The sequence below is a fragment of the Kineococcus gynurae genome, assembly GCF_042433995.1.
GTDB lineage: Bacteria > Actinomycetota > Actinomycetes > Actinomycetales > Kineococcaceae > Kineococcus > Kineococcus gynurae.
The window spans coordinates 179,357-200,040 of record NZ_JBHLUI010000003.1 but is presented as its reverse complement, the minus strand read 5'-3'; the positions used below and the strand labels follow the sequence as shown (position 1 = coordinate 200,040).

Annotated in this window: 20 protein-coding genes; 6 read left to right on the top strand and 14 right to left on the bottom strand. The window is 73.9% G+C overall.

Going from position 1 to position 20,684, the window contains the following annotated elements; genetic code table 11:
- Positions 1 to 89: 89 nt before the first annotated feature.
- On the bottom strand, positions 90 to 1,121 hold the full coding sequence (locus ACFFKU_RS02310) for an ABC transporter substrate-binding protein (RefSeq protein WP_380135200.1): 1,032 nt from the start codon (positions 1,119 to 1,121) through the stop codon (positions 90 to 92).
- Between the two features lie 393 nt (positions 1,122 to 1,514).
- Here ACFFKU_RS02310 and ACFFKU_RS02305 point away from each other — a divergent pair, with 393 nt between their 5' ends.
- Entirely contained in the window at positions 1,515 to 1,718 is a 204-nt protein-coding gene (locus ACFFKU_RS02305; RefSeq protein WP_380135199.1) for a cold-shock protein, read from the top strand.
- A gap of 82 nt (positions 1,719 to 1,800) precedes the next feature.
- On the opposite strand, the gene ACFFKU_RS02300 is transcribed toward ACFFKU_RS02305, so the two are convergent.
- The 4 genes from ACFFKU_RS02300 to ACFFKU_RS02285 form a co-directional block, all read right to left on the bottom strand.
- Positions 1,801 to 3,414 carry a hypothetical protein gene (locus ACFFKU_RS02300; RefSeq protein ID WP_380135197.1) on the bottom strand — a complete coding sequence of 538 codons (1,614 nt, stop codon included), beginning with the start codon at positions 3,412 to 3,414 and terminating at the stop codon, positions 1,801 to 1,803.
- Entirely contained in the window at positions 3,411 to 4,175 is a 765-nt protein-coding gene (locus tag ACFFKU_RS02295) for an ABC transporter ATP-binding protein (RefSeq protein ID WP_380135195.1), read from the bottom strand. The genes ACFFKU_RS02300 and ACFFKU_RS02295 overlap by 4 nt, the downstream gene beginning before the upstream one ends.
- Positions 4,172 to 4,822, bottom strand: a complete 651-nt coding sequence (locus ACFFKU_RS02290; protein WP_380135192.1) for a GNAT family N-acetyltransferase — start codon at positions 4,820 to 4,822, stop codon at positions 4,172 to 4,174. The genes ACFFKU_RS02295 and ACFFKU_RS02290 overlap by 4 nt, the downstream gene beginning before the upstream one ends.
- 81 nt (positions 4,823 to 4,903) lie before the next feature.
- Positions 4,904 to 6,457, bottom strand: coding sequence for a CYTH and CHAD domain-containing protein (locus ACFFKU_RS02285; protein ID WP_380135190.1), 1,554 nt, complete (start codon positions 6,455 to 6,457; stop codon positions 4,904 to 4,906).
- Between the two features lie 174 nt (positions 6,458 to 6,631).
- Between ACFFKU_RS02285 and ACFFKU_RS02280 the strand changes: the two genes are divergently transcribed.
- Positions 6,632 to 6,844 (top strand): hypothetical protein, encoded by a 213-nt coding sequence (locus ACFFKU_RS02280; RefSeq protein ID WP_380135188.1) that lies wholly within the window; start codon positions 6,632 to 6,634, stop codon positions 6,842 to 6,844.
- A gap of 72 nt (positions 6,845 to 6,916) precedes the next feature.
- Here the strand turns inward: ACFFKU_RS02280 and ACFFKU_RS02275 are convergent, their stop codons facing one another.
- Positions 6,917 to 7,189, bottom strand: a complete 273-nt coding sequence (locus ACFFKU_RS02275; RefSeq protein WP_380135185.1) for a hypothetical protein — start codon at positions 7,187 to 7,189, stop codon at positions 6,917 to 6,919.
- Positions 7,190 to 7,496: 307 nt separating this feature from the next.
- Between ACFFKU_RS02275 and ACFFKU_RS02270 the strand changes: the two genes are divergently transcribed.
- Complete coding sequence (locus ACFFKU_RS02270; protein ID WP_380135182.1) at positions 7,497 to 10,196, top strand: AbfB domain-containing protein; 2,700 nt, start codon at positions 7,497 to 7,499, stop codon at positions 10,194 to 10,196.
- A 31-nt stretch (positions 10,197 to 10,227) separates the two neighbouring features.
- Here ACFFKU_RS02270 and nhaA read toward each other — a convergent pair whose 3' ends face one another.
- From nhaA to ppk2, 5 genes are read right to left on the bottom strand one after another with little or no spacing between them, the layout of a single operon-like run.
- Complete coding sequence (gene nhaA / locus ACFFKU_RS02265; RefSeq protein ID WP_380135180.1) at positions 10,228 to 11,451, bottom strand: Na+/H+ antiporter NhaA; 1,224 nt, start codon at positions 11,449 to 11,451, stop codon at positions 10,228 to 10,230.
- A 56-nt stretch (positions 11,452 to 11,507) separates the two neighbouring features.
- A complete protein-coding gene (gene crcB, locus ACFFKU_RS02260) occupies positions 11,508 to 11,876 on the bottom strand; it encodes a fluoride efflux transporter CrcB (RefSeq protein WP_380135177.1) in 369 nt (122 codons plus the stop codon).
- On the bottom strand, positions 11,873 to 12,289 hold the full coding sequence (gene crcB / locus ACFFKU_RS02255) for a fluoride efflux transporter CrcB (RefSeq protein WP_380135175.1): 417 nt from the start codon (positions 12,287 to 12,289) through the stop codon (positions 11,873 to 11,875). Before crcB (ACFFKU_RS02255) ends, crcB (ACFFKU_RS02260) begins: the two co-directional genes overlap by 4 nt.
- A 20-nt stretch (positions 12,290 to 12,309) precedes the next feature.
- The gene (locus ACFFKU_RS02250) at positions 12,310 to 13,056 is read right to left on the bottom strand and encodes a PIG-L deacetylase family protein (protein WP_380135173.1); all 747 of its coding nucleotides are present in this window, start codon (positions 13,054 to 13,056) and stop codon (positions 12,310 to 12,312) included.
- Positions 13,057 to 13,083: 27 nt separating this feature from the next.
- Positions 13,084 to 13,965, bottom strand: a complete 882-nt coding sequence (ppk2, locus tag ACFFKU_RS02245) for a polyphosphate kinase 2 (RefSeq protein ID WP_380135171.1) — start codon at positions 13,963 to 13,965, stop codon at positions 13,084 to 13,086.
- Between the two features lie 115 nt (positions 13,966 to 14,080).
- On the opposite strand from ppk2, the gene ACFFKU_RS02240 reads away from it, so the two are divergent.
- Positions 14,081 to 14,614, top strand: a complete 534-nt coding sequence (locus ACFFKU_RS02240; RefSeq protein WP_380135170.1) for a QcrA and Rieske domain-containing protein — start codon at positions 14,081 to 14,083, stop codon at positions 14,612 to 14,614.
- A 6-nt stretch (positions 14,615 to 14,620) separates the two neighbouring features.
- On the opposite strand, the gene ACFFKU_RS02235 is transcribed toward ACFFKU_RS02240, so the two are convergent.
- A complete protein-coding gene (locus tag ACFFKU_RS02235) occupies positions 14,621 to 16,501 on the bottom strand; it encodes a putative bifunctional diguanylate cyclase/phosphodiesterase (RefSeq protein ID WP_380135167.1) in 1,881 nt (626 codons plus the stop codon).
- 103 nt (positions 16,502 to 16,604) lie between these two features.
- Between ACFFKU_RS02235 and ACFFKU_RS02230 the strand changes: the two genes are divergently transcribed.
- A complete protein-coding gene (locus ACFFKU_RS02230) occupies positions 16,605 to 17,246 on the top strand; it encodes a hypothetical protein (RefSeq protein WP_380135164.1) in 642 nt (213 codons plus the stop codon).
- 97 nt (positions 17,247 to 17,343) lie between these two features.
- A complete protein-coding gene (locus ACFFKU_RS02225) occupies positions 17,344 to 18,804 on the top strand; it encodes a PepSY-associated TM helix domain-containing protein (protein WP_380135162.1) in 1,461 nt (486 codons plus the stop codon).
- Here the strand turns inward: ACFFKU_RS02225 and ACFFKU_RS02220 are convergent.
- Both ACFFKU_RS02220 and ACFFKU_RS02215 read right to left on the bottom strand, forming a co-directional pair.
- Entirely contained in the window at positions 18,749 to 19,156 is a 408-nt protein-coding gene (locus tag ACFFKU_RS02220) for a TIGR03618 family F420-dependent PPOX class oxidoreductase (protein WP_380135160.1), read from the bottom strand. The genes ACFFKU_RS02225 and ACFFKU_RS02220 overlap by 56 nt on opposite strands.
- Positions 19,157 to 19,262: 106 nt before the next feature.
- Positions 19,263 to 20,684 carry an APC family permease gene (locus ACFFKU_RS02215; RefSeq protein WP_380135157.1) on the bottom strand — a complete coding sequence of 474 codons (1,422 nt, stop codon included), beginning with the start codon at positions 20,682 to 20,684 and terminating at the stop codon, positions 19,263 to 19,265.

The following is a 20,684-nucleotide window of genomic DNA, read 5'->3' as shown; positions in this document are numbered from 1 at the left end:
CGGCCGGAGCCCGCCCAGGATCGTCACGATCCGAGACTGCCACAGAAGTTCGGTGATCCGAACTTCAGTGTTCGACCTCACTCATCCGGTCAGGCGGGAGCCTTCCCGGCGGCCTCGGCCAGGCTCGGCAGGAACCGGTCGAGCACCCACGGCAGGCTGAGCACGGTGGGCGAGGTGGCGGAGATCTCGGCCTCGTCGGTCAGCCAGGCGACCGAACCCGCCTTGACCGCCGGGACGGCGCCGTAGACCGGGTCGGCCTGCAGCTGCTCCAGCGTCAACGTGCCGTAGCCGACGATGACCTGGGCGTCCATGTCCCCGGACCGCTCCTTGGCGAGCTCCGTGTAGAACTGGTCGGTCGTGCCCGCCAGCTCCTCGACGATGGGGGCGTTCACCAGGCCCATGTCGGAGAGCAGGTCGACGCGGGAGTCGCCCGGGAGGTAGACCGAGAGGCTCGCCTCGGTGGCGTAGAGGTAGGCGAAGGTCTTGCCGGCGATGGCCGGGTCGGCCGCGGCCTTCTCCTTGTAGCTGGCCTCGGTGTCCGTCACGAGCTTCTCGGCGGCCGCCTTCTGGCCCAGCGCCTCGCCGATGAGCGTGGTCTGCGTCTGCCACGGCGTCTTCCAGGCCCCGTCGGGGTAGGCGACGGTGGGCGCGATCTGCGTCAGGCGGTCGAAGTCGTCCTGCGTGATGCCGGAGTACACGGCCAGGATGAGGTCGGGCGTCGCGGCGGCGATGGCCTCGAAGGGCACCTGGCCGCCGTCGGGGTTCGGCAGCAGCGTGGTCACGGAGGCGTCGTAGTAGCCCTCCCACCACGCGAGGGTCCCGTCCTCCTCGGCACCGTAGGTGTTGGTGGGCACGGCGACGGGCGCGGTGCCGAGCTTCCAGCACACGTCGCCCGAACCCCAGCCCCAGGTCACGACGCGCTTCGGCTGCGCCGGGATCTCGGCCTTGCCGAGCGCGTGGGTGATGGTGACCGGGAACGCCCCGGCCTCGGCGGTGGCGGTGGCGGTGGGCGTCGCGCCGGTCTCCGTGGCGGAGTCCCCGCAGGCGGCGAGCGAGGCCAGGCCGGCGGTGCCGGCCAGTCCGGCGAGCACGGAACGACGGCGGGGCAGGGACGACGGCATCGGGGGTTCCTCCGGGGGGACGGCCTGGCGAACAGGTTTGGTGAGCCCAACCTTGGTTTGGGCAGGCACACCTCATCACACGACGCCGGAAAGATCGAGTCCACCCGCGATCCGACCCGCTCCCCCGGCCCCGGCGAGGCTCCTTCCCATCCGTTCGTCCGCGCGTCCGGGACCGCCCGTGGTCCGTCCGTGAAGGTCTTGCGGAGGGCGCGGACTCCTTGTTACGGTCGCGCTGGCTGCAGCTAGCGCAGCTCCTCGATCGTGTTACGCGCCCGCGGAGTTCGTTGCGGGCGTCGCCTGTGCTCGGCTCCCGGCCGGATGCAGAGTGGCTCCCCACTCAGCCCGGGCCCCGCGCGTGCGGGTCCCGCACCGACTGGCATTGATGGAGAAAGCATGGCTCAGGGCACCGTCAAGTGGTTCAACGCCGAGAAGGGCTACGGGTTCATCGAGCAGGACGGTGGCGGCCCCGACGTCTTCGTCCACTACTCGGCGATCACCGGCAACGGCTACCGCTCGCTGGAGGAGAACCAGCGCGTGGAGTTCGAGGTGACCCAGGGCCAGAAGGGCCCCCAGGCCGACTCGGTCCAGGCTCTCTGAGCCTCCCCCCTCTTCGCCGGAAGGCCCCCGCTCCTCGGAGCGGGGGCCTTCCGTCGTTCGGGTGGGTCGACGGGCGACGGGGTCAGGAGCGCGAGGCGACCGTGAGGACCTCGGGCAGGCGCGCGTCCAGCGTCCGACCCCCGATCCGCACCCCGACGGCGACGAAGACCGGGGCCAGCAGCACCCCGAGGACGGTCGCCACCACCGCGAGCCACCCCGGGGCCCAGGCCGGGCCCACGACGGCGATGACCGCGGGCACCAGCACGGGCAGGCAGACGACCGCCACGACCACCGAGGTCACCAGCTGCACGAGGACGGTCGCGACCGCCGCCCCCTTGGGCGACTGGAACGGGTTCCCGCCGGGGGCCGCCACCGGGTAGGGCGTGAGGGCGCTGGTGATCGAGGAGACGCCGTACCCGGCCCCGAGCAGCGCCAGGGAGGCCCCGAGCAACGGCCCCGCCAGGTCCCACCGGTCGGCCAGCGCCGCCCCCAGCAGCACGAACACCACGATCAGCGGTACCTCCCAGATCCCCGACGCGGCCACCCGGCCGATCCGGTCGTCGCGGCCCCGCATCCCGGACACCACGTGCAGCGCGAAGGCGGAGTTGTCGTAGGCGACGTCGTTGTGCAGCGACCATCCGGCGAGGAAACCGACGACCGGCCCGGCGGCCAGCAGCCACGGCCCCACGTCGCTCCCCTGGGTGATCGGGATGACCAGGAGCACGAACGGCAGGACGAGGATGGAGACGACGCCGATGAGGTAGCGGGGGTCGCGGCGGTAGTAGGTCAGGCAGCGCCAGGCCACCGCGGCCGCGGGCGCGGACAGCAACGGCAACCGGTAGGTGTCGCGTCCGCCGCGCGCCGTGCCGCTCCCGCCGGAGACCCGGGGCCGGTCCAGGGTCCGGGTCAGGGCCGCCCGCCACGCCCGCAGGACGAGGAGCACGACCAGGCCCGCCAGCACCAGCCGCAGCAGGGCGCTCCCCCAGGCCCCGGCGGCCGCGTCGACGGGCGCGGCCAGGGCGAGCCCCAGCGGTGTCCACCCGAGGACCTCCGCGGTCTGCCGACCGGCGGCGACCCACGCCCGCACGTCGGAACCGTCCTGCGGGACGAGCAGGTTCAGCGCGGGGCCGACCCCGACCGCCAGCAGACCACCGACGACCACCAGTACGTCCCGGGTCCGCCGGGCGCGCAGCACCGCGGCCGCCGCGGTCGTGGTCAGGCGGGACAGGCCCACGCACGTGGCGGTGAGCAGCAGCGCGGCGAGCAGGGCCACCACCCCGGCCCCCACCGATCGCGACCAGGTGACCACCGTGAACAACGACAGCAGGAGGGTGGCGAGGCCGGGCAGGCCGACCACCCCGGCCAGCAGCAGGCCCCGGACCAGGGTGCGCTCCGGGATCGTGAAGGTGACGAACCGTTCCGGGTCGAGGGTCTCGTCCACCCCGAACGCGACGAGCGGGACCACGGCCCACCCGAGCACGGCGAGGCTGCCCAGCCCGACGACGACCGGGCCGGACACCCCGAGCCCGACCCCGCGCAGCAGCACCAGCCCGAAACCCAGCGAGGCGACGATCGAGAGCACGGACAACCCGCTGAGGACCAGGGCGACGATCTGCCAGGGGCTCCGGCGCAGACCGCTGCGCAGCAGGGCGAGTTTCAGGCGCAGCAGCACCAGTTCCGGGCGCGCGCTGGTCACGGCCGCCCCCGCAGCCAGGTCAGACCGGAGGACAGGTCACGGCCACCGCCGACCAGCTCGACGAACCGCTCCTCCAGGGTGCCCCCGCCGCGGACGGTGCCGAGCTCCCCCGCGGCCAGCACCCGCCCCTCGGCGATGATCGCGACATGGTCGCAGAGCCGCTCGACCAGGTCCATCACGTGCGAGGACAGCACGACGGTGCCACCCCCGGCCACGTACCCGGTGAGCAGGGAACGGATGGTCGCCCCGCTGACCGGGTCGACCGCCTCGAACGGTTCGTCGAGGACCAGCAACCGCGGCGCGTGCACGAGGGCGCAGGCCAGGGCGATCTTCTTCGTCATGCCCGCGGAGTAGTCGACGACCAGCCGTTCCCCGGCCGAGGTCAGGTCGAGGGCGTCGAGGAGTTCCTCGGTACGGACGCGGACGTCCTCCTCGCCGACCCCGCGCAGCAACCCCGAGTACCGGACCAGCTCGGCCCCGCTCAACCGGTCGAACAACCGGACCCCGTCGGGCAGGACGCCCAACTTCTGCTTGCCGCGCAACGGGTCGGCCCACAGGTCGGTCCCGAGCACGAAGGCCTGGCCGGTGTCGGGCCGCAACAACCCCGTGGCCATCGACAACGACGTCGTCTTGCCGGCCCCGTTCGGGCCGACCACCCCGAAGAAGGACCCGGCCGGGACGTCGAGGGACAACGCGTCCACCGCGAGTTTCTCCCCGAACCGCTTGCTCAGGTTCCGCAGGCTCAGTGCCGGTCCGGTCATCGTCGCGTCCCCTCCCCGCCGTCGACCTGCTCGCCGCGCTCGCGCCGTTCGAGGCGGCTGCGCAACCCGGCGCGCACCGCGGGCCATTCCGCGGCCAGCACCGAGAACACCACCGTGTCGCGCAGGCTCCCGTCGGGCAGGACCTGGTCGTCGCGCAGGACGCCGTCCTGCTTCGCCCCGAGCCGCGCGATGGCCTCCCGCGACTGGTGGTTGTGCCAGTGGGTGCGGAACTCGACCTTCACGCAGGCCAACGTCTCGAAGGCGCGGGTCAGCAGGAGGAGTTTCGCCTCCGCGTTGATCCCGGAACCCTGGGCCGAACCCGCCAACCAGGTCGAGCCGATCTCGAGCTTGTGGTGCTCGGTCACGATGTTCATGAACGTGGTCATGCCGCACACCCGGCCGGTGGCCGTGCCGCGCAGGACCCAGGGCGCCATCGTCCCGGCCGCCTGCAACGCCAGCCGCCGGTCGATCTCGGCGGCCATCCCCTCCGGCGTCGGGACCGTCGTGTACCAGCGCCGCCACACCTCGCCGTCGGCCGAGGCCGCCCGCAGCTCGGCGAGGTGGTCCACCGTCAGCGGTTCCAGGCGCACGCGTCTGCCCTCGAGCACGACGGGGACGGAGGGTCTGAGGTCGGCCGGGATGCTCACCCGGGCGAACCTAGCGGCGCCCCGTCCGCCGTGGCCTCCGTCGAGCGTCGGCGGAGGGGTCCGACGAACGACCCCCCGGGGTCAGCCCATCCAGCGGCGCAGCTTCTTGCGGTTGGCCTCGTCCCAGGCCTCGTCGAGGTCGTGGCGGGCCATCGCCGAGCGCACCTCCTCCAGCGCGTGCAACCGACCGATGACGAAGGCGACGGGGCCGGGCGCGTCGAGGGTCGCCTCGAGCAGCTCCCGGGCGGCCACGGAGTCGCGCAGGTCGGCCAGCACGTCGAGCAGGTCGCGCACGGTGTGCACGTAGGTCTCGACGTCGTCCCCGTAGGCCCGGACCAGCGTCTCGGCGGCGCTGCGCGCGCTCTCCGCGGTCTCCCCGAGCTTCAGCAGGGTCGCCCCGGTCAGCGGGTCGGACGGGTCCCCCGCGTCACCGTCGGGGTCGATCTCGCGGTAGGCGTCGCGCACGGCCCGGTGGGCCTCGGCCGCGAAGGGCAGCAGGGTGCCCTTCTTCAGCTGCTTGCGGGCGTCCTTGGTGAGGTCGGGGGCGGCCACGAAGGCCTCGAGCGCGGCGACCAGCTCCCGATAGCGCTCGGAGTCCATGACCTCCAGCAGCGCGGCCCGGGCCGCTCCGTGACGGGCCCCCAGGCGCTCCTCGAGCAGGGCCCCCGCTCCCGCGACGTCCCCGGCCCCCTCGGCCAGGCGCTCCTCGGCGGCCTCCTCGGCGAGCCGTTCCTGCAGCACCTCGACCGCCCGCACCTCGTCGACGACGGCGACGAACCAGTCCAGCTCGGCGACGAGGGCCTCGCGACGTTCGGCGCCGAACAGGGAGCCGTAGACCTGCAGGACCCGACGCAGCCGCCGGACCGCGGTCCGCAACCCGACCACGACCTCCGGGGCGTCGATCCGCACCAGGGGGTCGGCCGCCAGCAGCGCCGCCACGTCTTCGGCGAGCTGGCCGAGGACGACCGCGCCCGCGCTGGGGGTGCCCTTGTCCCCGCCCTCGGGGGCGGCCTCGTCCTCGAGGTCGTCCAGGACCGTCCGGACCTGCTCGGTCCGGTCGGACTCCTCGGCGCCCATCTCCTCCCAGGCGTCGGTGATGGCGTCGAGCAGGTCGCGGCGGCCGTCGACCACCTCGGCCTGCCACTCGACCCAGGTCTGCGCGACCGACTCCGCCGGGCTCAACGGACGCGCCGTGACCGTGCGCGCGGTGACCCGGGCCAGCAGCCGGCCCTCGGCGTCGAGGAGTTCCCGGGGGACGTCGACCGTGCTGATCTGCAGGACCGGGCCGAGCGAGCGTCCCCGCGCCGCGGCCCACGTCAACCGCTGCAGCGCAGCGGGGGCCGTGCGCACGGCGCGTCCGAGGGCGGTGCGCACCTCGTGCGTGCGCGGACCCCGCCCCGGCAGCTCCAGCACCCAGCCCCGGGGGGCCCCGCCCGTCTGCCGACGCACCGAGGCGCCGGCCGCCGCCAGGGCGAGGTCGACCGTGTCGTAGTGCGTCTCCTCGTTCGTGCTGCCCGCACCCGGGCGCACGTCCGCGACCCCGGGAAGCTCGCCACCGCCCGGCGCGGACCCCTCGGCCGGGGCGTCCACGGGGGCGAGGTAGGTCCGGGTGAGAGCCAGGCGGGGTGCAGACATGGAAGGAAGAACTACCACGTCCCGATGAACGAGATCCGTCCTCGGTCACCGGACGGAGATCTGGAGTGGCGGAGGGTGCAGAAGTCGGGTCCCATCAGAACACCAGCCCCGCTGACAGATCAGGCCGGTCCGAGCAGCGCCTCACCGACGGCCACGACACCGAGGAGCCACATCATGATCGAGAAACTTCACGACGCGGGCGTCCGCTCCGAATGGGCCTACGCGGCCGGGTTCGCGAGCATCGGCCTGTCCTTCGTCGCCTGGACGTTGTCCAAGAAGGTGGAGGACGCCGGCACCGACCGCGCCGACCGCTGGGGCATCTTCGTCGGGCACTGGGCGCCCACCTTCTTCGGCGTGGGCAACGCGCTGCGCAGCTTCGAGAAGTGACGTCACCGGGAGGGCGGGACCGTACGGTCCCGCCCTCCCGGTCTGACGCGGCCCGGTCCTCGGCGGCCGGTCTCAGGCGGCGGCCGCCCGGTGCCCGCGGTCCCGCCGCGCGTCGAGGTCGACCACCGTGGCCACCCGGGTGGCGGTCGCCGTGCGCACCATCGCCGAGGCGTCGCCGAACTCGGCCCGGGTCGGCGCCACCAGGGGCAGGTCGTCCGCATCGCGCAGCGTCCGTCCCCGCCGGGCCCAGGCCGTCCCGGACGCCAGGGCCGCGAGCAGCCCCAGGGCCAGCAGTCCCCCGAACCCCGCCGCCAGGGTTCCCAGCACCGTCGCCGTCGCACCCATCGTCCGACCCTCTCCTCGAACTCCTCGGGCCTCGCCCGACCTCGTCCGTCCAGGGTGCGCCGTCCCCCGGCCCGGGGTCGTCGCCCCCGGGGAGGAAGGCCGGTCTCCGCCCAGGGGTGGACAGGCGTCCTCCCGTGAGCCGACGGTCGCAGCCCGAACTGGTGACTCAACGGGGGTTCTCGCTCACGTCGGGTGAAAGGCGTTGCGCCATCGCGCCATTCCGATTGACCACGCTCCCGCGATCTTCCTAGCGTCCCCCTCGCGCGAGGGGCACCGGGCCGCCGCGTCCTGTTCCTGGAGCCGTGGCATGTCCGAACCGCAGCCGTCCGACGCGCACCCGTCCACCCCCACCCACCGTCCCTCGCGGCGGTCGCTGCTGACGGGTCTCGGGGCGGTGGCGACCCTCGGTTCCCTGTCCGTCGTCGCGGCGACCCGGTCCGAGGCCGCCCCGGCCGGGACGTACGCGATCGGTGCGACCCCGGTCCCGCTGAACCAGCCGTCGGACCCCCTGATGGGCACCGCGGTCCCGGCCGCCGACGCACCGGAGCGGGGGATGTTCGGTCCCCAGGTCGCCTGGCCCCTCATCCCGCTGCACGCCGCGGTGGCCCGCAACGGACAGGTGGTGACGTTCGGCACCCCGCTGAACTCGACCGCGCAGGGCGGGCTGGTCTACGACGTCTGGAACGTCGCGGCCGGGTTCGGTGGTGGAGCCCACGTGCAGGACCCGTCGGCGCACAACTACAACAGCTTCTGCAACTCGATGGTCGCGCTGCCGGACGGCCGCCTGCTCATGGTCGGGGGGAACTCCACCACCATGACGATGACCTACGACCCCGTCACGCGGGCCCAGGAGATGTACGCGAACCTCGCCTACCAGCGCTGGTACGCGACGGCGCTGCGGCTGCCCGACGACCGGGTGCTCGTGATGGGCGGGGGCGACTACTACAACACCCGGGCCTACCAGAACCCCACCAACCAGAACGGTGTCGCGACCATCCCCGAGATCGGGACCGGTCTCGGGGCGTGGACGGCGCTCACCGGTGCGGCGAGCACGGTCGCGTTCGGCGCCGAGGACAACCGCTGGTGGTACCCGCGGGCGTTCAACGGTCCGCGCGGGCAGGTCGTGGGGATCTCCGGCGACCGCCTGTGGACAATCTCGACCGCGAACCGCGGGTCCGTGACGGCCCTGGGTCGTCTTCCGTTCAACCCGCGCGTCTCCGGCTCGCAGGTCATGTTCGCCCCCGGCCGGGTCCTGGTCGCCGGTGGCGGGCAACCCTTCAACGAGGACGGCACCACGGCGACCAACGCCGCCGCCGTGGTCGACTTCACGACCGCTACGCCGCGGGTCACCTCGGTGGCGGCCATGGCCTGGAACCGCAACTGGCTCAACCTGACCGTGCTGCCGACCGGGGAGGTGCTGGCCAACGGGGGGACGCGGGTCGGGACCCAGGGCGGGGACGCGAACTCGGTGCGGCAGGCCGAGGTGTTCGACCCGGGCACCGGACGCTGGCGGACGGCGGCCACGGCCGCGCGCACCCGGACGTACCACTCGACGGCCCTGCTGCTGCCCAGCGGAGCGGTCTTCACCGGCGGTGGTGGGGCCCCGGGGCCCGAGGACAACCTGAACATCGAACTCTTCTACCCGTCCTACCTGTTCGCCCGGGGGGCGGACGGGGTCGTGCGGTGGGCCTCGCGACCGGCGATCGAGGCGATCTCGGGTTCGGCGACCCTGGGCGGGACCCTCACCCTCAAGCTCGCCGACACCCGGGGGATCCGGGCGGTCTCGCTCATCAGCCTGCCCTCGGTGACCCACTCGGAGAACACCGACCAGCGCCGGGTCCCGTTGTCGTTCACCCAGAACGGGGCCACCGTCGTGGCGACGGTCCCGAACTCCACCAGCACCCTGCCGCCCGCCGACTACCTGCTCACGGTCGTCGACCAGGCCGGCGTCCCCTCACCCGGTCAGGTCGTGACGTTCCGCCGGGGTGCGGCCGGACTGGTGACGGTCGGCAGCGCGGTCCAGGTGTCGGAGGGCGGCTCCACCGGAGGCGCACCCACCGGTTCCGTCGCGCTGACGCCGGACAGCGCGGTCGGCCTGGAGGCGGTGAACTTCCCGGGCATGCGCGTGCAGCACGAGAACTTCGCCGCCTACCTGCGCGCAGCGGGCACCGGCAGCTCCACGGCCGTCAAGAACGGCACCTCGTGGTCGGTCCGTCCCGGCCTGGCCTCCGCCGACGGGGTGTCCTTCGAATCCCTGGACTGGCCCGGGTACTACCTGACCGCGCCGGCGGGAGCCGGTGCGGTGCAGCTGGTCCGCAACGACGGCAGCACCGCGGTGGCCACCCGGGCCACGTTCGCGGCGGTCACCGGGGCGACGGGCCAGAACACCTCCTTCGAGGTCTGGGGGAACCGGGGCCTGCGGTTGCGGCACGCGAACTACCAGCTCTTCGCCCAGCCCGCCGACACCAGCGATCTCGGTCGGGCGGACTCGACCTTCGTGGTCCGGGCGGCCCTGAGCCCCGCCACCCCGGTCCCTCTCGCCGTCGGCCGGACGATCGGGTTGGAGGCGGAGAACTTCCCCGGCCAACGGGTGCAGCACGAGAACTTCGCGGCCTACCTGCGCGCGGCGGGCACGGGCAGCGCGGCGGCCGTCAAGAACGGCACCTCGTGGGTGGTCCGTCCGGGGCTGGCGTCGACCGACTGGATCTCGCTGGAGTCCTTGGACTGGCCGGGCTGGGTCCTCGCCTCCCCCGACGTCAGCGGTGGCGGAGCGGTCGCGATGGTCCGCGACGACGGCAGCGCGGCCCTGGCCGCCCGGGCGACGTTCTGCCCGGTGACCGGCGCGAGCGGGCAGAACACGACGTTGCAGGTCTTCGGCAACCGGAGCCTGGTGCTGCGGCACACGGGGTTCCGGCTCTACGCGCAGCCGGCCGACCTCGTTGCGCTGGGGCGCGCCGACTCGACGTTCGTCATCCGTTCCGGGCTGGCACCGGCCCCCACCCGATGACCCGGGGGCCAGGCCGGGGCCGGGGCCGGGTTCAGGCGTCGACCCGGGCCCGGCCGTAGGACCGGTTGCGCAGACCGAGGACGACGCCGGCCAGGATCGCGGAGAGCAGCGAGCCGAGCAGCACCCCGAGGGTGACGTGCTGCCCGGCGGCACTGGTCTCGCCGAAGGACAGCTTCCCGATGAGCAGGGACACGGTGAAGCCGATCCCGGCCAGCATCGTCAGCCCCGTCAGGTCGAGCCAGCGCAGGCCGGGGGTGAGCCCCGAACCGTTGAGACGGGACACGACGAACGTGGCCAGCAGGATCCCGACCGGCTTGCCCACGACGAGCCCCAGGACGACGCCCAGGGCCACCGGGTCACGGAGAGCCTCCACGAAGCCCGAGGCCCCCCCGACCGTCACCCCGGCGGCCAGCAGCGCGAAGACCGGCAGGGCGAACCCGGTCGAGACGGGGCGCCAGACGTGCTCGAACCGGTCGGCCAGCCCGTTGCGGACCGGCACCAGCAGCCCGAGCGCCACCCCGGCCACGGTGGCGTGCACACCCGACTCGTGGACGAGGGCCCAGGTGAGCACCGCCAGCGGCAGGAGCAGCAGCGGCGTGGTCGTCCCACGCCGGACCAGGAGGGCGAACGCCGCCAGGGGCAGCAGGGCCAGCAGCAGGGGCGCGACGCTGAGGTCGCCCGCGTAGAAGATCGCGATGATGGTGATCGCGAGCAGGTCGTCCACCACCGCCAGGGTCAGCAGGAAGGTGCGCAGGGCGCTCGGCAGGTGTCGGCCGATGACGGCGAGGACGCCGAGGGCGAAGGCGATGTCGGTGGCGGTGGGGATCGCCCACCCCCCGAGCGCACCCTCGGGGGAACCCGGCAGGGTGACCGTTGCCAGGACGTACAGCAGCGCCGGTGCCGCCATGCCACCCACCGCCCCGGCGATCGGCAGGGCCGCGGCGCGCGGGTTGCGCAGGTCGCCGGTGACGAACTCCCGTTTGAGCTCGACCCCGACGACGAAGAAGAAGATGGCCAGCAGACCGTCCGCGGCCCACGCCTCCAGCGTCAGGTCCAGGTGCAGGGACGCCGGACCGAGGACGATCTCGCGCGCCGCGCCGTAGCTGCCGGCGGACACGTTGGCCCAGACCAGGGCCGCCGCGGTGGCCAGCAGCAGGAGGACACCGCTGACCTTCTCGGTGCGCAGGTGCCCGGCCACGCGGCCGGTGCGGGTGACGGGGGCGGTGGACGGCGCAGGACGGTTCACGTCACTCATTTCGGGGTCGCGGACGAGATCGCCGACCAGACTTCCCGGCACACCAGCGGCCGAGTTTACCCGAGCAGGGCGAAACCCGCCCCCGCGGCCGCCACCGATGCGATGAGGGTCGTTGCGGCGTAGGCGATCGCGCTTCCCGCCCGCTGCGACCGCAGCAGTCGCAGCGCATCGACGGCGGCGGTGCTGAAGGTGGTGAACCCGCCGCAGAAACCCGTTCCGAGCACCAGGACCCAACGGGGGTCGACCCCGCGGAGCAGCAGGCCGGCCAACCCGCCGAGGACCAGGGATCCGCTGACGTTGACCAGCAGCGTCCCGAGCGGCCAGCGGGTCCCCGCCCGAGCCGTCACCGCGCCGTCGAGCGCGAAGCGCGCCACCGCCCCGACCCCACCGGCGATCGCGACGGCGATCACGACCCAGCCGCTCACGGGCGCGGCCCGGGGCGTCGGCGTCCGGCCAGCAGCACCCCCGCCGCGGCGGCGAGGAGACCACCCAGGACCGAGGCGAGCGCGTAACCGGACGCGAGCGGGGTGGACCCGGCGCGCAGCAGGGTGCCGAGCTCCAGCGCGAACGTCGAGTACGTCGTCAACCCCCCGCAGAAGCCGGTGCCCAGGGCCAGCCGCAGCCGTTGGCGGCGGCGGTCCTCCGCCCCCGCCCGCGACAGCCGTTCCAGGAGGAACCCGAGGATCAGGGAACCCACGACGTTCACCGCGAACGTCCCCCAGGGCCATCCCACCCCCGCGGGCAGGGTCCGCTCGACCGCCCAGCGCAGCAGGGTGCCGAGCGCCCCACCGACCCCGACGAGGGCCAGCGAGCGCGCGTCCCGGGTGGGTCGGGCCACCGGGGCCCTCCCCCGCGCCGTCACCCGATGGCGAGTTCGAGCGTCAGCATGCGTCGCCCCTCGAACCCCGGCAGGTCGCGACGCGTCACGTTCTCGTAGACGGCCCGGGCCTGGTCCTCGACCGGTTCGTCGGACAGGCCGGCCAGGTAGCTGCGGTGCTCCCGCAGCGAGGCGATGCCCGCCTCGACGCCGTCGGTGACGTCGATCGCGTGCGTGGGCCGGGGCGAGCCGACGACCCCGACCCGTCGGATGCCGGTCCAGGGCTGCAGGCCCTCGGCGGCCAGTTCGGGAAAGATCCACCGGTTGCCGGCGGCCCCGGCCGCGTCGAGGGTCGCCCGCCCGACCGCGCGGTGGTCGGGGCTGTTCCAGCTCCCGCGGCCCTCGGCGTCACGACCCCAGGTGTAGTCGTGGTTGAGGGTGAGGACCAGGTCGGGCCGGTGCCGCCGGAGCGCGCGGACGATGTCCCGGCGCAGAGCCTGACCGTCCTCGATCGCCCCGTCGGCGTGGTTCAGGAACTCGACCCCGGCGACGTTGATGCGCAACGCGGCCGCGATCTGCTCGCGTTCGCGCAGCGGCCCCGCCTCGGCGGGCGGCAGGGCGTCGATCCCCGCCTCCCCCCGGGTCGCGAGCAGGTACCGGACGTGCCGGCCCGCCGCGGTCCATCCGGCGATCGCCGCGGCCATCCCCCACTCGACGTCGTCGGGGTGGGCCACCACGGCCAGGACGCGGTCGAACTCGGCGGGGAAGGGTCGCAGTTCCTCGGCCACCGGCGCCCCCTGGCTCTCCGACTCGGTCTACCGCTCGGGTCGGCGGTCCTGCTCCAGGATCGTACGGGCGTCCACCACCAGGCGCGGGTCGGGCCGCCCGACCACCTCGTGGTCCTTGTCGTCGTAGTCGAACCGGCTCAGCACGGCCCGCATGGCCTCCAGCCGGGCCCGCTTCTTGTCGTTCGTCTTCACGACCGTCCACGGGGCGTACGGGGTGTCGGTGCGCGCGAACATGGCCTCCTTGGCCGCGGTGTAGTCCTCCCAGCGGTCCAGGCTGGCGAGGTCCATCGGCGAGAGCTTCCACTGCCGCACCGGGTCGATCTGGCGGATGGCGAACCGCGTGCGCTGCTCGGCCCGGGTCACCGAGAACCAGAACTTGACCAGGTGCATGCCGTCCTCGACCAGCATCCGCTCGAACAACGGGGCCTGGAGCATGAACCGGTCGTACTGCTCCGGGGTGCAGAACCCCATGACGCGCTCGACCCCGGCCCGGGAGTACCAGGACCGGTCGAACAGCACGATCTCCCCGGCGGCCGGGAGGTGCTTCACGTGCCGCTGGAAGTACCACTCGGTGGCCTCGCGGTCGGAGGGTTTCTCCAGCGCGACGACCCGGGCCCCGCGCGGGTTCAGGTGCTCGGTGAACCGCTTGATGGTTCCGCCCTTGCCCGCCGCGTCACGCCCCTCGCAGAGGATGATCAACCGCTCTCCGTTGGCCTTGACCCACTTCTGCAGCTTCAGCAGCTCGATCTGCAGCAGCCGCTTGGCCGGGTCGTACTCGTCACGCCCGATCCGCTGGTCGTAGGGGTAGTCCTCGCGCCAGGTGTCGACCGGCGTCCCGTCCGGGCGCAGCAGGACCGGCTCGTCCTCGTCGTCCAGCACGGTGAAGTCACGGTCGGCCAGCAGGTCCACGGAGCATCCTTCCTCGACGCCGGGCCCGTCGGCACGCGCGCGGGGCACAGGATGCCGGGGGCGGGTCCGAGCCCGGCTGCGCGCCGGTGACGACGCGGTGAGCAGCGGATGAACGGTGCGCGCGGACGCGGTCTGCGTCACAGTGGGGGCCATCGTCGACGACTCGAACCCGGAGGTCCTGATGGCGCACCACCCGAACGAGACCCGCTCGATCCTCACCCGCCGCCGCGCCGTGGGCCTGGGCGGCGTCGGCGTCGCGGGACTCGGCCTGGCGGCCTGCGGCTCCGACGACACGACCACGCCGGGGTCCGACGCCGGTGCGAGCGCCGGCGACACCCCGACGGCGAGCGCCACCGGGAACACCCTGGCCGCGACCGCGGACGTGCCGGTCGGCGGGGTCCTCGTGGTCGAGGCGGCGTCCGGTCCGGTCGCCCTGGCCCAGCCGACCGCAGGTGAGTTCGTCGCCTACTCCGGCAAGTGCACGCACCAGGGCTGCGCGGTGCAGGCCGGCAGCGGCACCGAGCTGGACTGCCCGTGCCACCAGTCGAAGTTCGACGCGATCACCGGAGAGGTCCTGCAGGGGCCGGCGACCGAACCGCTGGCGCCCGTGACCGTGTCGGTCGACGGGGACAGCATCGTCGCCTCCTGAGCGGGGTCAGAGCGGGCCGGTCCGCACCACCGGTCGCGCCCCGACCGGGGCCCGGGCGGCGCACCCGGCGGTCGGGGCCGGCCAGACCCCCCGGGGCCAGGGCAGCCCGAGGTCGTCGGCCGGGCCCGGCCGGGCGATCAGGTGGCCCTGCACGAACGCCGGCCGGCCGTCGGCCAGGGTGGTGAGGGCCGCGAGCTGCGCGGCTGTCTCGACGCCCTCGGCCGTGATCGCCAGACGGGTGCTGAAGGCCAGCCCGAGCAGAGCCCGGACGACGGCGGCGTCGCGGGCGTCCTCGGGCAGTCCGGCCACGAAGCGGCGGTCGATCTTCACGCCATCGAGGGCGAGGTCGGTGAGGTGGTGCAGGGTCGAGGCCCCCGCGCCCAGGTCGTCGAGGGTGAGCCCGACCCCCGCCGCCCGCCAGGCGTCCAGGTTCCGCCGGGCCGAGCGCAGGTGCTCGACCGTGGCCGACTCCGGGATCTCCAGCCGCAGCACGGAGGCCGGCACGTCGTGCTCGGCCAGCATCCGCAGCACGTCCGCCACCATCTCCGGGTCCGACAACCCCGGGCGGGAGATGTTCACGTTGACGTGCGGCGGGGCGTCCGGCCCGAGCTCGCGCCGCCACCGCGCCGCCTGCCGGATGCTCTCCCCGAGGACGTGACGGTCCAGCTCGGTGGAGAACCCGGCGTCGGCGACGGCGTCGAGGAAGCGGTCGGGGCGGAGCAGCCCCTGCGCGGGGTGCCGCCAGCGCACCAGGGCTTCGACGCTGGCCAGGGCCCGGACGGGCAGCGTCACGATCGGTTGGTAGTGGACGACGAACTGCCGTTCGGCCACGGCCCGGGCCAGCTCGGCCCGGTCGGCGGTGAAGGGCGCCCGGACCGCCGAGGAACCCGCGTCCGTGACGATCGCGCACCCGCTGCCCCCCGCCGACTTCGCCCGGTACATGGCCAGGTCGGCCTCCCGGAGGAGGAGGTCCGCGGCCCCGACGACCCGGGGGTCGTCGGCGGCGACGGGCGCGGCCCCCTCCATGAGCCGGTCGCCGGCGACGGCGATCCCGATGCTCGCCCGGCCCGGCAGGACGAGCCGACCGACCTCCACCGTGCGGAACAGGCACTGCTGCAACGCATCGGCCAGGTCACGAGCCCCTCGAAGGGGATCGGCGGCGGGCGTCCGGGTCACGATCGCGAACTCGTCCCCACCGAGCCGGGCCGGTAGGGTCCCGGGTCCGCAGAACTCGCGCAGTCGTCGACCGACCGTCTCGAGCACCCGGTCCCCGACGCCGTGCCCGTACCCGTCGTTGAACGACTTGAACCCGTCGAGATCCACGAAGACGACCACCACCCGGGTTCCCGGCTCGGGGCGCGCGACCTCGCCCTGCAGGTGCAGGAGGACGTGCTGACGGTTGGGCAGACCGGTCAACGGGTCGGTCAGCACCTTGGCCGAGAGCTGGGCCGCGAGGGACCGGAAGATCTCCGCCACCCCGACGCGTCGGGGTGCCTCCCCGGGGTCGACCACCAGGACCTCGGTGACCTGGGGATCGGGTCCACCCCGGGCGAGGACCAGCCGGGCGACCGCCGTCACCGACGTCCCCGCGGGCACCACCACCGGATCGACGTCGACGATCGGAGCGACCGACCGGCGCGCGTGCAGCACCCTTCCGTACCCCAGCGGCCCGGCCATCCAGGTCTGGAACCGGTCGCGCGTCAGCAGGCCCAGGGTCCCGACGGCCGGCCGCACGGCCAGGCAGCGCAACCCGGGATCGGCACGGAACAGGGCGTCGACCTCGTCGGCCGTGGTGGTCGCGTCCACGACCCGGACCGGCACGGCGAGGGAGTTCACGGTGGCAGCGCAGTCCGACGCCCCCAGCAGTTCGTTGGTCGTGAGACTCACCCACCTCCCGTAGAGCGGTGGACCATCCTGACGCGTGGCGGGTCGGGGGACAAACGGCGTCATCGGCCCCGGAAGAGCCGGAGCGGCGCCTACGCTGACCGGCGTGATCCGACCCACCACCGGCCCGCTGCGCACGCTGCGCAGCGCGGTGGTGGCGGTCGTGGTCGTCGCCCTGGCCTCGGCCGCGCACCTCGGGGGCGGCGGCGCCCTCCCGGAGGCGTTCCCCGCCCTCGCGCTGCTCGTCCTCGTGGGGTCGGTGGCGCACCTGCTGACCCGGTGGCGGATGTCCGTCCCGCTCCTGCTCGCGGTCCTCGGGGTGGGGCAGGTCTCGCTGCACCAGGTGCTGATGGCCCTCGACCCCGCGGTGGCGCGGTCGGCGGCCGTCGCAGCCGCCGCCGACCTGCCGACCGGGGCGCTCGCCCACGGCCACGCCCTCGGTGCCGTCGTGCTGCCCGGGGCCCCGGCCGTCGTGCCCGGGGTGGGCGCCGGCCTCGACCCGATGCTGCTCGGCCACGTGCTGGCCACGGTCCTGACCGCCGTCGTCCTGGCCCGCGGGGAGGCGGCGCTGTGGCGCCTCCTCGCCTGGCTGGCCCCGCTGGTCGTCGCCCTCGTCCCGGTCACGCCCGCCGTCACCCCCCGGGTGCGCCGGGCGGCGGCCGGGGCCTGGCACCGGCGGCCGCGCCTCGACGCGCTGCTCACCCGGACCCTCACCCACCGCGGACCCCCGGTCGCCCTCGGCGCCTGATCCGCGGTCCCGCACGTCCCAGGACCCGGTCCGGGCGCCCGCGCGCCCACGACCACCCGGCCGCCCCCACGCGGCCGCCTCCTGAGGAGAACCCCCCGTGTCCGTCGACAACGCTCTGCACCCGGTCCGACCCGCCGACCCACCGGTCGGCCCAACCCCCTGGGAACGCCTGCGCCCGCTGGTGCTGCGCCTGCACTTCTACGCCGGCGTGCTCGTCGCCCCGTTCCTGCTCGTCGCCGCGATCAGCGGAACCCTGTACGCCGCCACCCCGCAGCTGGAGGGCCTGGTCCACCGCCACCAGCTCCAGGTGCCCGCCGTCGCCACCCCGCTCCCGCTCACCGCGCAGATCCAGGCGGCGACCGACGCCCGCGGCGGGGCCGAACCCGCCGCGGTCCGCCCGGCGCCGGACCCGACCAGCACCACCCGGGTCCTGTTCGCCGACCCCACGCTGGGGGAGTCCGAACGCACGGCCGTCTTCGTCGACCCGGGGACGGGTGAGATTCGCGGGGAGCTGACCGTCTACGGGACCAGCGGGTCGCTGCCCGTGCGGACCTGGATCAGCCAGCTGCACCGCAATCTGCACCTCGGCGAACCCGGGCGCCTGTACAGCGAGCTGGCCGCCTCCTGGCTGGGCGTGCTCGCGCTGTCCGGCTCGGCGCTCTGGCTCGCCCGACGGCGACCCCGGGGAAGCGGACGGGGGCCCCGGGCGCGCACCCGACGGGTCCACGGGGTGCTGGGGATCTGGCTGGCGGTCGGTCTCGTCGGGCTGTCGGCGACCGGGCTGACCTGGTCGACCTACGCCGGCGCCCACGTCGACGCGCTGCGGGCCGGGCTGTCCTGGACCACGCCGACCGTCGAGACCACCGCTCCCGGTGCCGGGCCCGCGGTGGCGGGCGGGAACCACGACCACCACGGGCCCGGTGGCGCGACGGGCGGCGCCGACCCGGCGGTGGGTCGGACGACGGTGAGCCCCGCGGCCTTCGCCACGGTGCTGGCGACGGCCCGCTCGGCCGGGCTGACCGCGGCGAAGATCGAGGTGAAGGCCCCGAGCGAGGCCGGGGCCACCTGGAAGGTGGACGAGATCGACCGGGGGTGGCACACCCGGGTGGACTCCGCCGCCGTCGTGCTCACCTCGACCGACGCGGGCCTGACGGGTGAGGTCACCGACGTCGTCCGGTTCTCGGACTACCCGTTCATGGCGAAACTGGCCCGCTGGGGCATCGACCTGCACATGGGGTCCTTCGGGGTGCTGAACCAGCTCGTGCTCCTAGCCCTCGGGCTCGGGCTCACGGGCCTGCTCGCCGGGGGCTACCGCATGTGGTGGTTGCGTCGCCCGGACCTGACCCGGCGCGCCGCGGTCGGCCCCCCGCCGCGACCCGGGACCTGGCGGAGCCTGCCGGTCCCGTTGCTCGCCCTCGTCGTGGCGGGCACCGTCGCCCTCGGGTGGGCGCTGCCCCTGCTCGGGGCGTCCCTCGCGCTGTTCCTCGTCCTGGACCTCGCGCTCAGGAGGCGGTGGCGCCCCAGCCGTGCCAGCGGTCGATCTCCACGAGGACGCTGACCCGCGGGAAGTCCCGCGTCGGGTAGGGCGAACCCGTGTAGTGGCGGGCCAGGCGGTCGATGTCCACGAGGTCCACGTCGTCGCGGGTCTCCACGACCCGTCCCTGGACGCTGACGTGGGTGTACCAGTCACCCTCGGCCAGGGCGGTCACCGAGACCCACGGGTTCGTCGCCAGGTGGCGCAGACGGGCCCGGCGGGCGTCGAGGTTCAGCAGGACCCGCCCGTCCGGTTCGACGAGGTACCAGGTGGCCACCGTGACGGGGTGACCGTCGGGGTGGACCGTGGCCATGACGGCGGGGTTCGGACGGGCGAACAGTTCGGCAGCCTCGGTCGACAGCGGCGCCTGGGGCACGCGGAACACCTCCTCGGGTTCGGTTCCCGCACGCTACCGGCCCCGGAACGGCGACTGCTCCGGACCCCGCGTCGGGGGTCCGGAGCAGTCGTCGTGCCGGTGGGTCTCAGCCGAGGGAGTCGGTGGCCTCGAAGGAGACCGATCGTCCCATCCGCCGCAGCAGGAGCAGCACGCCGCAGCCGATCGCCAGCCACACCAGGCCACCGACCTTGGCGTGCACGTCGGCGTTCCAGAGCACGTAGCCGATGATCGCGAAACCCAGGACCGGGACGACGAGGTGCACGCCGTAGGTCTTCTGGCGGCGGCGCAGCAGGTAGTGCGAGACCACCGAGACGTGCAGGAGCAGGAACGCGCTCAGCGCACCGAAGTTGCAGAGCGAGGCCAGCAGGTTGATCTGCCCGACGAAGAACAGACCGAGGACCAGGCTGATCCCGGCGACCAGCAGGATCGCCCGCTGCGGAACCCGACGGACCGGGTCGATGTGGCGCAGGAACGCCGGCAGCTGCCGGTCGCGCGACATCGAGAACAGCAGGCGCGAGGTGGCCGCCTGGGCGACGAGGGAGTTCGCGACGGCCGCGCCGATCGCGACGGCGAGGGCGATGACGACCTGCAGCCACGGACCGGCGATCATCCGACCGATGTCGTAGAACGCGTTGTTCGAGGCGTCGGCGTCGGGGAACGCGGTCATCCCCGGGTGCAGCAACGAGGCCAGGTAGGTCTGCAGGACGAACAGGAACGCCACGACGCAGAGCGCCAGGATGGTGGCGCGACCGACGACGCGGTTCCCTCCGGTGGTCTCCTCCGACATGGTCGAGATGGCGTCGAACCCGAGGAAGGAGAGGACGGCCACGCTCAGCGCGGTGAACACCAGGGGCGTCGAGAACTCGGCCGGGTTGTAGAACGGCAGGGTCGTCCACTCCGCACCGTTCACCCCGCGCTGGATCGCCACGACCGCCAGGACGACGAAGACGGCGAGCACGAGGAGCTGGGCGGCCAGGAACACGAGGTTCGCCCGCGCGGTGGTCTCGACCCCGCGCAGGTTCACGACCGTGTTCAGCAGGACGAAGGCGACGATCCAGACCTGTTGCGGCACAACAGGGACGACCGAGGCCATGGCGTTGGCGCCGATCACGTAGAGCAGGGTGGGGACCAGCAGGTAGTCGAGGAGGATCGCCCACCCGGCGAGGAACCCGACCGGCGGCGCGATCCCGCGACCGGCGTAGGCGTACACCGATCCGGCGACGGGGAACGCCCGCGACATCTGCTGGTAGCTGACCGCGGTGAAGATCATGGCGACGAAACCGATGAGGTAGGTCAGCGGTACCATGCCGCGGGACGCGTCGAACACGCCGCCGAAGATCGAGAACGGCGCGATCGGGACCATGAAGACCATGCCGTAGACGACCAGGTTGCGCAGCGACAGGCCGCGCTTGAGTTCCTGGGTGTAGCCGTAGGCGCTGAGGTCGCCCGAGGGTTCGGCGGGACCCGACCCGGTGGCCCCGGCGGGTCCGGCGGAGGTGGCGGACAT

What these genes read in the sequence shown, in the direction of transcription:
- ACFFKU_RS02310 (WP_380135200.1), bottom strand. Translation starts at nt 1,121, where the DNA reads ATGCCGTCGTCCCTGCCCCGCCGTCGTTCCGTGCTCGCCGGACTGGCC.
- ACFFKU_RS02305 (WP_380135199.1), top strand. Translation starts at nt 1,515, where the DNA reads ATGGCTCAGGGCACCGTCAAGTGGTTCAACGCCGAGAAGGGCTACGGG.
- ACFFKU_RS02295 (WP_380135195.1), bottom strand. Translation starts at nt 4,175, where the DNA reads ATGACCGGACCGGCACTGAGCCTGCGGAACCTGAGCAAGCGGTTCGGG.
- ACFFKU_RS02285 (WP_380135190.1), bottom strand. Translation starts at nt 6,457, where the DNA reads ATGTCTGCACCCCGCCTGGCTCTCACCCGGACCTACCTCGCCCCCGTG.
- ACFFKU_RS02280 (WP_380135188.1), top strand. Translation starts at nt 6,632, where the DNA reads ATGATCGAGAAACTTCACGACGCGGGCGTCCGCTCCGAATGGGCCTAC.
- ACFFKU_RS02275 (WP_380135185.1), bottom strand. Translation starts at nt 7,189, where the DNA reads ATGGGTGCGACGGCGACGGTGCTGGGAACCCTGGCGGCGGGGTTCGGG.
- ACFFKU_RS02270 (WP_380135182.1), top strand. Translation starts at nt 7,497, where the DNA reads ATGTCCGAACCGCAGCCGTCCGACGCGCACCCGTCCACCCCCACCCAC.
- nhaA (WP_380135180.1), bottom strand. Translation starts at nt 11,451, where the DNA reads ATGAGTGACGTGAACCGTCCTGCGCCGTCCACCGCCCCCGTCACCCGC.
- ACFFKU_RS02215 (WP_380135157.1), bottom strand. Translation starts at nt 20,684, where the DNA reads ATGTCCGCCACCTCCGCCGGACCCGCCGGGGCCACCGGGTCGGGTCCC.